Annotated in this window: 16 protein-coding genes; 10 read left to right on the plus strand and 6 right to left on the minus strand. The window is 28.4% G+C overall.

The annotated features are described in order from the left end of the window. Positions 1-132: 132 nt before the first annotated feature. Complete coding sequence (locus tag WC168_RS01090; protein ID WP_260936059.1) at positions 133-300, plus strand: hypothetical protein; 168 nt, start codon at positions 133-135, stop codon at positions 298-300. A 3-nt stretch (positions 301-303) separates the two neighbouring features. Here the strand turns inward: WC168_RS01090 and WC168_RS01095 are convergent, their stop codons facing one another. Beyond that, positions 304-1107, minus strand: coding sequence for a DNA ligase (locus WC168_RS01095; RefSeq protein WP_372617047.1), 804 nt, complete (start codon positions 1105-1107; stop codon positions 304-306). Between the two features lie 84 nt (positions 1108-1191). Between WC168_RS01095 and WC168_RS01100 the strand changes: the two genes are divergently transcribed. Genes WC168_RS01100 through WC168_RS01115 form a run of 4 tightly spaced genes read left to right on the plus strand, consistent with a single transcriptional unit; the run spans position 1192 to position 5090 of the window. Next, positions 1192-1746, plus strand: a complete 555-nt coding sequence (locus WC168_RS01100) for an adenine phosphoribosyltransferase (protein WP_082946395.1) — start codon at positions 1192-1194, stop codon at positions 1744-1746. Then, positions 1743-2969, plus strand: coding sequence for a tryptophan synthase subunit beta (gene trpB, locus WC168_RS01105; RefSeq protein ID WP_372617050.1), 1227 nt, complete (start codon positions 1743-1745; stop codon positions 2967-2969). The genes WC168_RS01100 and trpB overlap by 4 nt, the downstream gene beginning before the upstream one ends. Positions 2970-2977: 8 nt before the next feature. Further along, positions 2978-3679, plus strand: a complete 702-nt coding sequence (locus WC168_RS01110) for a DedA family protein (protein ID WP_066356086.1) — start codon at positions 2978-2980, stop codon at positions 3677-3679. After that, entirely contained in the window at positions 3669-5090 is a 1422-nt protein-coding gene (locus tag WC168_RS01115) for a leucyl aminopeptidase (RefSeq protein ID WP_372617054.1), read from the plus strand. The genes WC168_RS01110 and WC168_RS01115 overlap by 11 nt, the downstream gene beginning before the upstream one ends. Before the next feature lie 16 nt (positions 5091-5106). Here WC168_RS01115 and WC168_RS01120 read toward each other — a convergent pair whose 3' ends face one another. The 3 genes from WC168_RS01120 to exbB are packed head-to-tail and all read right to left on the minus strand — an operon-like array spanning position 5107 to position 6579. Continuing rightward, on the minus strand, positions 5107-5784 hold the full coding sequence (locus WC168_RS01120; protein ID WP_066161351.1) for an energy transducer TonB: 678 nt from the start codon (positions 5782-5784) through the stop codon (positions 5107-5109). A 2-nt stretch (positions 5785-5786) separates the two neighbouring features. Next, the gene (gene exbD, locus WC168_RS01125) at positions 5787-6164 is read right to left on the minus strand and encodes a TonB system transport protein ExbD (RefSeq protein ID WP_066161352.1); all 378 of its coding nucleotides are present in this window, start codon (positions 6162-6164) and stop codon (positions 5787-5789) included. Further along, positions 6145-6579, minus strand: a complete 435-nt coding sequence (gene exbB / locus WC168_RS01130; RefSeq protein ID WP_319045911.1) for a TonB-system energizer ExbB — start codon at positions 6577-6579, stop codon at positions 6145-6147. Before exbB ends, exbD begins: the two co-directional genes overlap by 20 nt. A gap of 145 nt (positions 6580-6724) precedes the next feature. Between exbB and WC168_RS01135 the strand changes: the two genes are divergently transcribed. The 5 genes from WC168_RS01135 to WC168_RS01155 are packed head-to-tail and all read left to right on the plus strand — an operon-like array spanning position 6725 to position 11791. Further along, positions 6725-7933 (plus strand): TolC family protein, encoded by a 1209-nt coding sequence (locus tag WC168_RS01135; protein WP_372617057.1) that lies wholly within the window; start codon positions 6725-6727, stop codon positions 7931-7933. Between the two features lies 1 nt (position 7934). Beyond that, entirely contained in the window at positions 7935-9182 is a 1248-nt protein-coding gene (locus WC168_RS01140; RefSeq protein ID WP_320340306.1) for an efflux RND transporter periplasmic adaptor subunit, read from the plus strand. Next, positions 9172-9876: an ABC transporter ATP-binding protein gene (locus tag WC168_RS01145; protein ID WP_066161355.1), complete on the plus strand. Its 705-nt coding sequence runs from the start codon at positions 9172-9174 to the stop codon at positions 9874-9876. The genes WC168_RS01140 and WC168_RS01145 overlap by 11 nt, the downstream gene beginning before the upstream one ends. After that, complete coding sequence (locus tag WC168_RS01150; RefSeq protein ID WP_129098828.1) at positions 9876-11087, plus strand: ABC transporter permease; 1212 nt, start codon at positions 9876-9878, stop codon at positions 11085-11087. Before WC168_RS01145 ends, WC168_RS01150 begins: the two co-directional genes overlap by 1 nt. A gap of 53 nt (positions 11088-11140) precedes the next feature. Next, positions 11141-11791, plus strand: coding sequence for a DUF502 domain-containing protein (locus WC168_RS01155; protein ID WP_372617060.1), 651 nt, complete (start codon positions 11141-11143; stop codon positions 11789-11791). A 3-nt stretch (positions 11792-11794) separates the two neighbouring features. Here WC168_RS01155 and WC168_RS01160 read toward each other — a convergent pair whose 3' ends face one another. Both WC168_RS01160 and WC168_RS01165 read right to left on the minus strand, forming a co-directional pair. Next, entirely contained in the window at positions 11795-12340 is a 546-nt protein-coding gene (locus WC168_RS01160; RefSeq protein ID WP_372617062.1) for a ribonuclease HII, read from the minus strand. Between the two features lie 3 nt (positions 12341-12343). Continuing rightward, on the minus strand, positions 12344-12820 hold the full coding sequence (locus WC168_RS01165) for an acyl-CoA thioesterase (RefSeq protein WP_066161359.1): 477 nt from the start codon (positions 12818-12820) through the stop codon (positions 12344-12346). Between the last annotated feature and the right edge of the window lie 112 nt (positions 12821-12932).

The raw sequence follows: 12932 nt of genomic DNA on the forward strand, positions 1-12932 counted from the left end.
ATGTTGTTATATCTAAAGTCATAGACTGTAAAAAGTAAAAGATTTGAAGTTAGTACTTCAATCTTAAAAGAATATATTTTTTAGCTAAAAGCTAGGTTATATATTCATAAATTTATTATACGAGGATAAGAGATGCTTAAAAGTATATTATTATTAATATTTATAATATTTTTTCAAGGATGTGCAACTTGGAGTGGAGTAAAACAAGATAGTAAAACAGCTTGGAAAGCTACAAAAGAGACAACAACTGAAGTTGTAAAAGATGTAAAAAAATCAATTCACGAAGCAACTGAGGATTAAATACTATTCAACTTCTCTAACTCTTAAAAATGAAGCAAATTTTGGTTTACCATTTTTTGTTAAACCATAATATTTGAAAGTTACAAACTGCCCAATTTTTGGTGGATTTAATCTATCTTCTTTTTTAAATCCACCACCTAAATTAAATACAGTTTTATTTTTCAATTCTATTTTTAAACTTTTAAATGAACCATCTTTATTAAAATTATGTGCAATCACTTTCCCCTCATCATCTAGAAACTCTTTTACTTTTAAAGAGTTTGTAGTTCTTCCATTCTCATAAGCTAAATCTGGATTTTTTATAATCACACCTTCAGCACCATTTTTTAGAAGCTCTTGTAAAAAATTATTTAAGTGATTTTCATCTTTGCAAACCATTTGAGGAATAATTTTTATATATTTGTTTGAAGTTTGTTTTAAATAATCTTCTAAAAAATCAAGTCTAGTTTTAAAATTTCCCTTTGCATTTGGAACTTCAAAAATATTGTAAGTTATATTTTCCCAATCTTTTGACTCTTGTTGGCTTAAAACAATACTTTGAATATTTTCAAAATCACCTCTTTTTGTCCAAAGCTCTCCATCAAGCTCAAATGGTGGAAAATCTTTTGTAAACCAAGCTGGTGCAAATATTTTGTTTTTGTTTCTTGTAAATAGCTCTTTTCCATCCCAATAAGCTCTAATACCATCTAGTTTTTCACTCATAAACCAACCATTGATATCTATATTTTTTTCATAATTTGAAGGTTTCTCTAAATTAAAACAAAAAGAAATAGTAAAAAGAAGTAACATAATAGATAAAATTCTCATAAATGCTCCTTGATATTGATTTCTTAAACTATAACATAATTTGATTTTAGCTAGAATGTTTTAATTTTTTAAAAAAGGAAAAACTTGAGTAAAGAGATTTTAACAGAAGATGAAAAAAAGGTTTTATTAAGTTCTATTAGAACAGTTGAAGATTTTCCAAAACATGGTATTAGCTTTAAAGATATTACAACACTTTTAAATAATAAAGATGCATTTGAACTACTTATGAGTCATCTTGAAGATAGATATAAAAAATATAATTTAGATTTTATAGCAGCAATTGAAGCTAGAGGATTTTTATTTGGAGCAGCACTTGCTTCAAGACTTAAAATTGGATTTGTTCCAATACGAAAAAAAGGGAAACTTCCAAGTACAACTTTATGTGAAAAGTATGAGTTAGAGTATGGTTTTGATGAGGTTGAAGTTCATTTTGATGCTTTTAGGGATATAAAAAAACCAAAAGTTCTTTTAATGGATGATTTAGTTGTAAGTGGTGGAACAGCAGTGGCTGCTGCTAATTTAATTGAGAAATTAGATGCCACTTTAGTGGAAGCTTGTTTTATTTTGAATTTCTCTATCTTGCCTGGAAAAGCCAAACTTGAAGAGAAAACTAAAGTTTATGCGGTGCTAGAAATATGAGTAACTATATCCCAAAAAAAAGTATATTTGATCCAAATTCAAATGGAGAGTTTGGTGTTGGTGGTGAGTTTGGAATTTTTGGAGGACAATATGTTCCTGAAACATTGATGCCTATTTTAAAAGAGCTTGAAGCTACTTATAGTAAATATAGATTTGATAAAGAGTTTTGGGCTGAGGTAAACTACTACTTAAAAGATTATGTTGGAAGAGAAAATCCACTATATTTTGCAAAAAATATAAGTGATGAGCTTGGGGCAAAAATCTATTTAAAAAGAGAAGATTTAAATCATACAGGTGCTCATAAAGTTAATAATGTAATAGCTCAAGGATTACTAGCAAAAAAAATAGGTAAAACAAAAGTAATAGCTGAAACAGGAGCTGGACAACACGGTGTTGCAACAGCTACAATTGCAGCTTTGCTTGGACTTGAGTGTACTGTTTTTATGGGTGCAAAAGATGTACAAAGACAAGAGTTAAATGTATTTAGAATGAAACTTTTAGGTGCTAAAGTTGTTGCAGTAGAAAGTGGTAGTAAAACTTTAAAAGATGCAATGAATGATGCGATTAGATATTGGGTTACAAACGCAAGAGATACTTTTTATATAATTGGAACAGTTGCAGGTCCTCATCCATACCCTATGATGGTTCGAGATTTTCAAGCAGTAATTGGTTATGAATCAAGAAAACAGATTTTAGAAAAAGAGAATAGACTTCCTGATTATGTAGTTGCTTGTATTGGTGGAGGATCAAACTCTATTGGTATGTTTTCACATTTTTTAGAAGATAAAAGTGTTACTTGTGTTGGAGTTGAAGCAGGTGGTTTAGGACTTGATACAGACAAACATGGAAGTTGTTTAGCAAAAGGGACACCTGGAATTTTACACGGGCAGTGTTCATACTTACTTCAAAATGAAGATGGACAAGTTTTAGAAGCTCATAGTATTAGTGCAGGACTTGATTATCCAGGAGTTGGACCAGAACATAGTTTTCACAAAGATAATAAAACAGTAACATATGACAATATTACAGATAAAGAGGCACTTGATGCTTTTGTTTGGTTAAGTCAAAAAGAGGGAATTATTCCAGCATTTGAATCAGCTCATGCAATTGCATATTTAAAAAAAGCAAAAGATAAACTAAAAGATAAATTAGTAATTGTTTGTCTATCAGGTCGAGGAGATAAAGATATGATACAAGCAAAAAGTTTACTAGATTTTAAGTAAGGCAATAAATGAGAGAACTTTTTAGAAAAATTCAACCATACACAGGAAAAATTTTTGCAGTAAGCTTGGTACTTTTTTTATCTTTTCTTGCTTACAATTTGTACAATGCCCCTGTTGAAGGAGTTGAAGAGAAATTTATATATCTGCTTAGAAAATATGGTTATGTGATACTTTTTGTATGGAGTATGCTTGAAGGTGAGATGGGATTAATCATGGCTGGACTTATGGCTCATGATGGTTCTATGAATGTTCTTTTAGCTATTTTTGTAGCTGGTCTTGGTGGTTTTGCTGGAGATCAGGTATATTTTTATATTGGAAGATTTAACAAAACTAGTGTTTTAAAAAAACTAAGAGGTCAAAGAAGAAAGTTTGCTTTTGCTCATTTACTTTTAAAAAAACATGGTTGGCCAATAATTTTTACTCAAAGATATATGTATGGTATGCGAACAATAATTCCAATCTCTATAGGACTTACAAGATATGATGCAAGAAAATTTGCATTTATAAATTTAATTAGTGCTTGGTGTTGGGCTGCTATTACAATTGTTCCTATTTGGTATTTTGGAAATGAGATTATGATTGTACTTCACTGGGCAAAAGAGCACTGGTATTTAGCAATTCCACTTGCTATAATTGTTGGTGGTGGAATAATATATTATTTTAATAAAGCAACAAAAAAAATTGAAAAAAGGGTTATGGATGAAGATTAATATTGTAGAACTAGCAAAAAATAAAGAGTTTGATTTAGAGATTATTTTTGTAAATAATTTAAAAAAGATTGAGTGTGAAGATGATAAAGATATTTTAGAAAAGCTTGATTTTAAAGCAAAAGATGAAGCTACTGCTTTATTAGCAGATAGAAGAAAAATCTATGTTGGTTTTGAAGATTATAGCTATGATAGTTTGGCAATTGCAATTTCAGGTGCTATAAAAAAATTTAACTCTACAAAATTTAAAAGTGCAAAACTTCTATTAAATAAAGAGTTAGAAGATAACTTTAAGGCTTTAGTTGAAGGCTCTATTTTAGGTTCATACAGTTTTAATCACTATAAAAGTGAAAAAGATGATAAAAAACAAGAGTTATATTTTGTAGTTGAAAAAAAATGTGAAAATTTAAGTGATATTTTAAAAGAGTCACAAATTATTGCAAATGCTGTAAATAAAGCTAGAGATATGGTAAACACAGCACCTGCTGATTTTACTCCAAAAAGTTTTGTAAAAGAGGCTGAAATTATTGCAAAAGAGTTTGAGCTTGAGTATGAAGTTTTGGGAGAAAAAGATTTAGAGAAACAAAAAATGATGTCTATGCATAGTGTAGGAAGAGCATCTATTCATGAATCTCAATTAATACATTTAAAATATAGACCAAAAAAAGCTAAAAGAAAGATTGTTCTTGTAGGAAAAGGACTTACATATGATAGTGGTGGTTTATCTTTAAAACCTGCTGATTTTATGGTAACAATGAAAGCTGATAAATCAGGTGCAGTTGCTGTTTTAAACACTATAAAAGTAATAGCAGAGCTTAAACTTAACATTGAAGTTCATGCAATTATAGGTGCTGTTGAAAATATGATTGGTGGAAATGCTTATAAACCTGATGATATATTAAGAGCTAAAAATGGAAAAACAATTGAGGTTCGAAACACAGATGCTGAAGGAAGATTGGTATTAGCAGATTGTTTATGTTATGCTCAAGATGAGATTAAAGATTTTGATTATATCTTTGATTTTGCAACTTTAACAGGTGCTTGTGTTGTAGGACTTGGTGAATATACAACAGGAATCATGGGAAATAGTGAAGAGTTAAAACAAAAAGCTCTTGAAGCCTCTTTAAATAGTGGTGAATATGCAACTAAACTTGATTTTAATAGATATCTAAAAAAGTGTATTAAATCTGAAATAGCAGATGTTTGTAATATTTCAAACACTAGATATGGTGGAGCTATAACAGCTGGAATGTTTCTAGATAACTTTATTTATCCTGAGAATAAAAACAGATGGGTACATTTTGATATAGCAGGACCTGCATTTGTTGAAAAAGCTTGGGGATATAATCCTTATGGAGCAAGTGGAACAGGTGTTAGAATGGCTGTAGAGTTTATAAAAAATTTAGCTAAATAACTAAGAGCAAAGGCTCTTAGTTTATTTGGTATTCAACAGGTATTTCAAGACTTAGATTTGATTTATTATCTAATTTTGACATCAACTCATTTGGAATTGGATCAAAAGAGCCAATTTTTTCTAAGAGATGAATTGTTGCTTTATCTAAAGTTTTATATTTAGAGTTCTCAATAATTCTTATATTTGTAATTTTTCCATTTAATAAAACATCAAAAGCAATTTTAACAACTCCTTGATGATGAAGTCTTTTTGCATTTCTTGGGTATGTTTTATATCTTTCAATAGTATTTTTTATTTTTCCTAGATATAAATCTTCAATTTCGGCAGCTTTTACTTGATTTACAGAATCAGCTGTTGTAATTTTCTCTTGAACCTCTTTTTTCTCTACAATCTTTTTAGGCTTTTCTTTTGGTTTTGTATCTTTTTTTGGTTTTTGTTTTTTAATCTCTTTTTTTACAACTTTTTTTGCTGGTTTTTCAATTATTTTTTCAACAACTTCCTCTTCAACAATCTCTTCAATAACTTTTTCTTGAATTGGAATATTACTTAAAGAGATTTTTGTAACAGTGTGAACATCTTTTTTAATATCAACTGTTTTAGGAGTATTTGAAAAAGATATAAAAATAGGAGCTGCAATAGCAAGATATATAGTAGAACTAATAAAAAGTGATTTTATATATCTATTGTTTTTCATCTTTACTTCTTTGTTACAATTGAGACATTTGAGAATTCATTTTTCTTTAACATATCCAAAACATTTACAAAGTGTTCAAACTTTGTCTCTTTGTCTGTATGAAGATGAATTGGAGTCTCTTTTTGCTTTCCTAAAAGTTCAAGCTCAATATTTTGAATTGCCATTTGAATCTCATCAAGATATAAAACTCCAGCATTATCAATAACAATTACAACTTCTTTATCACTTTTTAATTTACTAGCCGTTTGACTATTAGGTAAATTTACAGGAATAATTCCTTTAGTTATAAATGTAGAAGTTAATAAAACTATTGCAAGAAGAACTAATAGTACATCAATAAAAGGAATTACATTGATTGAATCATACTTCTGTAGCTTCATAATCACTTTCCAAAACTTCAGCAAATCTACTTAAAATATTATATAAAACCATAGAAACAATTGCAACAACCAAACCAACAGCAGTTGCTTTAAGAGCTAGTGCTAAGCTCTCCATAATTTTAGCAGCATCAATATCTCCACCACCACCCATTGTCATAAATGTAAGCATAATTGCTAAAACTGTTCCTAAAAGTCCAATATATGGAGAGTTAGATGCAATAGTTCCAATAATAGTTAAATGTTTTGTCAAAGCAACATCTAATGATTTTTTTGTTTTATATGAGTTTACATCCATTTTTTTATAAAATATAACTCTTTCAATAAAGAAAAAAACAGCAACAAAACTCATAACTACTAATAGTCCTATTACACCATAATCAACCAAGTGTTTTAGTTTTTCAATATCATCAAACATAAACTATTTCCTTAAAATTTTTTGGAATCGTACCATAATATTGATAATAATTATCTTAAAGAACTCTTAAATTTAATTATTGTTAAAATATGGTTAAAATATAGTATTTATAATACCATTTTTAAAATCAACCTAAGGAAATATATTGAGAAAGCTATTTATATTTTTACTAACTTTTACCTATTTATTTGCAAATGAAGATGGCTTAAAACTACTAAAAGATGATAAAAAAGAGTATAGAAAACTTGATAAAGAGTCAATTTTAAAAAAGTATGATTACTCTAAAAATAGTTGGATTGGAACGATTAATTTAGATGCCTCAGTAAGTACAACTCACCCTTTTGATAAGTCAAAGGATGACAACTATTCAAAACAAGCATCAATTGGTTTTACACAATCACTATTTGAATCAGGTGGAATTTGGTCAAAAATAGATAATGCTAAAAGCACTTTTGATTATGATTTACTATCTTGGGAAAATGAAAATAGTGAACTATTACTATCAATTTATAGCACTCTTTTAGAGATTAAAAAACTAAAGTATCAACAATTTCAAAATAGAATAAAATATGAGAATAAAGATATAGAGCTCATTATTAAAAAAATACAATATGAAGCTGGAAAAAGTGATATTATAGAGTTAAATAATGCAGTTATGAGTAAAAACATTGCATATAGAGATGTTATAAGTGTTGAAAATAGTTTAAAGCAAAAAGAGCTAGAACTTGCTAAATATACAGATTTAAAATATGAGAACATAGAGATATTAGATTTTAAACCAATATCAAAAGAAGATTTTTTAGAAAAGAATTTTTCACTACTAAAAGAGGATGCAAGAGTTGCTATTTTAAATAGTAGTTACAAAATAGATAGATCAGAATATCTTCCAAAACTAACTTTAAATGCAAATGCTAGATACTCAAATACAAAAGATGATTTTAATAATATGTTAAGTGATACTAGAAAAGAGGATTCACAATCAACTGCATCTTTAAACTTCTCTATGCCTCTGTTTGATTACAATATGTCTTCAAAGCTTCAAGAGTCAAAAATAGAGGTTTTAAAACAGCAAACATATTTAAATGATTTAAAAAGTGATATGGAGTCTGATTTTGAACAAATTTTAACAAAAATTGACACTTACGAAAAAATATCAAAAAGTATTGATGATAATATAAAATTGTATGAGGATTTAATAAAAGCAAATAGAGTATCAAATCAAGCTGGAATGACAGCAAGTTATGATTTAGAGATTTTAGAAAATAGTAAAAAAATAAATGAGTATGATTTGTTAATAAATGATATAAATATTCTTCAAGAGTATTCAAAATTATATTTTAAAATAAGAGGCTAAAATGAGTGATTTAAAAGATGAATTAGATAAATATGCAACAAAAAGTAATAAAAAAAGATATATAGTCATAGCTTTGATATTAATCATAGTTTTAGTATTGATATTAATAAAAATTTTTAGTTCACAAAGTGACTCTTTAAAAGTAGAGTATGTAACTAAAAAGGTTGAAAAAGGAGATTTATCTGTAGTTGTAAGTGCAACTGGAAATCTAAACCCTACAAATAGTGTTGAAATAGGTATAGAGGTATCAGGAACTATAAAAGAGATATTTGTAGATTATAATGATGAGGTAAAAGTAGGGCAGGTATTAGCTGTTTTAGATACAGTAAAACTTCAATCTCAAGTAGATAGTTCAAAAGCAGCTCTTGCAATTTCAAAAGCAAATTATAAAGAGAGTGAAGTAAATTTAAGAAACAAAAAATTAACTTATGAGAGAGTTCTTAAAATGTTTGAGGATTCAAATGGAAAATATCCTTCAAAAAATGAGTTAGATGATGCGAAATTTGCCTATGAAGCAGCTCAATCTTCCCTTGAAGCTTCAAAAGCAAGAGTTATGCAAGCTGAGTTTAATTTAAAAACAGATGAACAAAATCTTGAAAAAGCATATGTAAGATCTTCAATTGATGGAATAGTATTAAACAGAGATGTAGAGATTGGTCAAACTCTAGCAGCAACTATGTCAGCTCCAAAACTTTTTACTTTGGCAAAAGATTTAAGAAGTATGGATTTAATAGTTAGCATTGATGAAGCTGATGTTGCTGATATTAAAAAAGATTTGCCAGTTACTTTTACAGTTGATGCATATGCAAACAAAACTTTTAAAGGTAAGATAAAACAGGTAAGATTAAATCCAATTAACTCAAATGGGGTTATTACATATGAGACTGTTGTTGAAGTTCATAATGAAGATTTGCTCTTAAAACCTGGAATGACAGCAACTGCAAGAATTGTTACAAAAGATAGTAAAGATAAGATATTAGTTCCAAATAGTGCATTAAGATTTAAACCAAAAATTGATGAAGCAAAAAGAGTTGCTATGATGGGACCTAATAGAAGACCTCAAGGAGCAGTTACAAAAGATTTAGGTAAAAAAGAGCTATCACCTATTTATAAATTAGAAAATGGTGAGCTAAAAAGAGTTATGGTAAAGATTTTAGATACAGATGGAAGATCTTCTGCAATTGAGTCAAAAGAGTTAAATATTGGTGATGAGGTAATAATTTCGCAAAAGAGTATTAATGGAAAATAAAGAACCAATTATTGAGTTTAAAAATATTGTAAAAAGTTATGGTAGTGGAAACAATATTACTCATGCTTTAAATGGTGTTGATTTAAAGATATACAAAGGAGAGTTTGTTGCAATTATGGGGGCTAGTGGAAGTGGTAAATCAACTTCTATGAATATGATAGGGTGTTTAGATAAACCAAGTAGTGGAGAGTATCTTTTTAATGGTATAAATGTTGAGAAATTAAATAGAGATCAAATGGCACTTTTAAGAAGAAACTATTTGGGATTTGTTTTTCAAGGATTTAACCTTTTAGGAAGAACAACTGCTTTAGAAAATGTTGAGTTACCTTTAATTTATAGAGGAGTTACTTCTAAAAAAAGAGAAGAGTTGGCAATTGAAGCTTTAAAAAAAGTAGGTCTTGGAAGTGTTATAAAACATACTCCAGCAGAGTTAAGTGGTGGACAGCAACAGCGTGTTGCAATTGCAAGAGCAATTGTAACAAATCCTTTAGTGCTTCTTGCAGATGAACCAACTGGAAATCTTGATAGTATTAAAAGTGTTGAGATTATGGAGCTTTTAAAAAATTTAAATGAAGAGTCAAATATAACTATTGTTATGGTAACTCACGAAGAGGATATGGCTAAATATGCTAATAGAATAATATATTTTAGAGATGGAAATATAGAAGATAGTTTAAAAAAAGGTTATAAATAATGTTAGAAAATGCCTTTTTAATAGCGATAAAAGAGATAAGAAGAAATATTTTAAGATCTATTCTTACAATTTTAGGAATAGTAATAGGTGTAGCTTCTGTTATTGCTATGGTTATGATTGGAGATGGAACAACACAAAGTGTAAAAGATAGTATTACAAAACTTGGAAGTAATATGCTAACACTTAGAGTTGGTCAAGAAAGAAGAGGAGTTCCAAGAGAGGATAATAGTGCAAAACCATTTAAAAACGAAGATATAGTGGCTATTAAAAATGAAGTTGCAAATATTAAAGGAGCAACAACTGAAGGCTCTTCGCGAATGAATATTGTATATGGAAATAAAAGTCACACAGCAACTGTAGTTGGAACTGATAATGACTACTTTATAATCAAAGATTGGCAACTTGAAGATGGAAGAGTTTTTGATGATAGTGAGCTTATAACTGGAAAATCATCTTGTATTATTGGAACAACTATTCAAAAACAGCTCTTTGGTGATGAAAACCCAATTGGAACAAACATAAGACTTAAAAATTTAACTTGTAATGTAATAGGAGTTTTAAGTTCAAAAGGAGCAGCTGCTTTTGGAAATGATCAAGATGAGATAGTAATAGTTCCAACAAATATGTTTCAAAGAAAGATTTTAGGTAAAAAAGATGTTTCATCAATAATAATTTCAATAACACAAGAGCAGTTTATAGAAGATGCAAAAACTGAGATTACATCTTTAATGCAAGAAAGAAGAGGTGTTAAAATAGGTGAAGCTGATAATTTTCATATAAGAGATATGAAAGATATACTTGATACTATGACAAATACTACAAAAATGCTTACATATTTGCTAGGTTCTATTGCTGCAATTAGTTTGCTTGTTGGTGGAATTGGGATTATGAATATTATGCTTGTATCTGTAACAGAGCGAACAAGAGAAATAGGTACAAGACTTGCAATTGGAGCTATGGAGAAAGAGGTTTTGATGCAGTTTTTAGTAGAGGCTGTTGTTTTATCAACTTGGGGTGGAATTATTGGAGTGTTTTTGGGATTATCAATTGGATATGGTGTTGTAAATTTACTTGATTTACCATTTATTATAAATTATCAAATTATTTTTGTAGCATTTATATTTTCAACTTTAATTGGTGTTGTTTTTGGATATTTTCCAGCAAGAAAAGCTGCAAGATTAAATCCAATTGAAGCATTAAGATATGAGTAGATTAAAAATATTGATTTTTTGATATAGTTTCAAAAATTATTTTAGGAGAGATTTTGATAAAGAGAAAATTAAAACATTTTTTTGAGATAGTTCTTCAAGGATTATTTTGGGTACTTCCAGTTGCACTTATTACTATAGTAATCTTTTGGTTGTTTGGAAAAATAGATTTTTTGGTAAATAGTGTTTTAGATTTTGTTGGAGTTAATTCAGATTCAAATCCTATTTTTTGGTTTTTTGTTGTATGTTTTGTTTTTGTTTTTTTACTATATATTGTAGGTCAATTTATTGAAACAAGGCTTCTTAGTTTTACAGAAAAATTTTTAAATAAAATCCCAGGATATTCAACAATAAAGGATATTGTAGGAATTTTCAACTCTTCAAAAAAAGGTGAAACAAAAGTTTTGGTTGTTGCTATTAGAGGTTTTGGAAATGATTCATATAATATTGGGCTTATGTACTCTCAAAAACAAAGTATTATAAAAGATTACTACACTGTAACTTTATCTCAAACTCCTATTCCAAATGGTGGATATATGTTTGAAGTTCATCAAGATAATATTTTTGTAATAGAAGAGGCGACTTTTGATCATAATTTACAATATCTTCTATCTATGGGTGTAAAAAGTTTGGCTGATATTTTAAAAATTGAGCCAAAGAGAATAGAGGATTTAAAGAGTTTAAAAGAGTGGTTAAAAAAAGATTAAAATTTAAACCTCTTTTAAAGCTTTTAATTTAAAACTAAATCTGTGAATATCACTTCTTCCAAACTCTTTTATGGCATCAACATGGGCTTTTGTGCCATAACCCTTATGTTTTTTAAAGTTATATTCTGGATAGTTTTCTGAGATTGAATCCATAAATCTATCTCGGCTTACTTTTGCTAGAATTGAAGCAGCACTTACCTCTTTATATTTTGCATCTGCTTTTATCTCTTTTTGAAGATTTTCTATACCAAAATTTGTATTTCCATCCATTAAAAAAGAGCTTGCATCATTTTGTAAAGTTTCCATAATCTCTAAAATAGACTCTTTTATACAAAAAGAGATTCCTAAATCATCTATTTGTTTGGCACTTTTAAAAACTATATGATATTTTGATTTTTGTTTAATTTCATCAAAGAGTTTTTCTCGTTTTTTTTCGCTTAAAACTTTTGAATCTGCAAGGTTTTGTATATCTTCTAATAAAATAACACCAGCAACAACCAAAGGACCAGCAAGTGGTCCTCGTCCTGCTTCATCAATACCACAAAACATTAATTACTGTTTTGCATGTCTTGAAGACATTCTAAACTCTCTTCTTTTTAAAGCGTCGTTATATCTTCTTTTATCATCTTCTGTTATAAGTTCAAGTTTTGGAACTGGCATTGGAACACCATTTTCATCAACTGCAACCATTGTAAAGTAGCATACATTTGTATTTTTTATTGTGTGATCCTTAATATCTTCAGAGATAACTTTTATTCCAATCTCCATAGATGTTCTTCCTGTATAGTTTACAGAAGCGTGAAATGTAACTAGTGAGCCAATTTTTATTGGATTTTTAAATAACACCATATCGACAGATAAAGTAACTGCATAATGCCCTGAATATCTAGCTGCACAAGCATAAGCAACTTGATCAAGCATTTTTAAAATCTCACCACCGTGTACATTTTTTCCAGAGAAGTTTGCTTTTTCTGGAGTCATTAACATTGTCATTGTAAGAGATTTTTCTCTTTTAGTATTTTCGTTCATTTTTTACCTCAAAAATTAAATAATTGGTATTGTATTTTAATTTAATCAAGATAATCTTAATTAAGTTTGTTTTAATCTATAAAATTAGATTATCTTGAAGAAAAGTAACAAA

This window comes from Aliarcobacter sp. (genome assembly GCF_041672065.1).
GTDB lineage: Bacteria > Campylobacterota > Campylobacteria > Campylobacterales > Arcobacteraceae > Aliarcobacter > Aliarcobacter skirrowii.

Excerpts from the sequence above, each read along its gene's own strand:
- WC168_RS01150 (WP_129098828.1), top strand. The coding sequence starts at position 9,876 with ATGTTAGAAAATGCCTTTTTAATAGCGATAAAAGAGATAAGAAGAAAT.
- WC168_RS01140 (WP_320340306.1), top strand. The coding sequence starts at position 7,935 with ATGAGTGATTTAAAAGATGAATTAGATAAATATGCAACAAAAAGTAAT.
- WC168_RS01120 (WP_066161351.1), bottom strand. The coding sequence starts at position 5,784 with ATGAAAAACAATAGATATATAAAATCACTTTTTATTAGTTCTACTATA.
- exbD (WP_066161352.1), bottom strand. The coding sequence starts at position 6,164 with ATGAAGCTACAGAAGTATGATTCAATCAATGTAATTCCTTTTATTGAT.
- WC168_RS01095 (WP_372617047.1), bottom strand. The coding sequence starts at position 1,107 with ATGAGAATTTTATCTATTATGTTACTTCTTTTTACTATTTCTTTTTGT.
- WC168_RS01160 (WP_372617062.1), bottom strand. The coding sequence starts at position 12,340 with ATGTTTTGTGGTATTGATGAAGCAGGACGAGGACCACTTGCTGGTCCT.
- WC168_RS01115 (WP_372617054.1), top strand. The coding sequence starts at position 3,669 with ATGAAGATTAATATTGTAGAACTAGCAAAAAATAAAGAGTTTGATTTA.
- exbB (WP_319045911.1), bottom strand. The coding sequence starts at position 6,579 with ATGTTTGATGATATTGAAAAACTAAAACACTTGGTTGATTATGGTGTA.
- WC168_RS01110 (WP_066356086.1), top strand. The coding sequence starts at position 2,978 with ATGAGAGAACTTTTTAGAAAAATTCAACCATACACAGGAAAAATTTTT.
- WC168_RS01165 (WP_066161359.1), bottom strand. The coding sequence starts at position 12,820 with ATGAACGAAAATACTAAAAGAGAAAAATCTCTTACAATGACAATGTTA.
- trpB (WP_372617050.1), top strand. The coding sequence starts at position 1,743 with ATGAGTAACTATATCCCAAAAAAAAGTATATTTGATCCAAATTCAAAT.
- WC168_RS01090 (WP_260936059.1), top strand. The coding sequence starts at position 133 with ATGCTTAAAAGTATATTATTATTAATATTTATAATATTTTTTCAAGGA.
- WC168_RS01145 (WP_066161355.1), top strand. The coding sequence starts at position 9,172 with ATGGAAAATAAAGAACCAATTATTGAGTTTAAAAATATTGTAAAAAGT.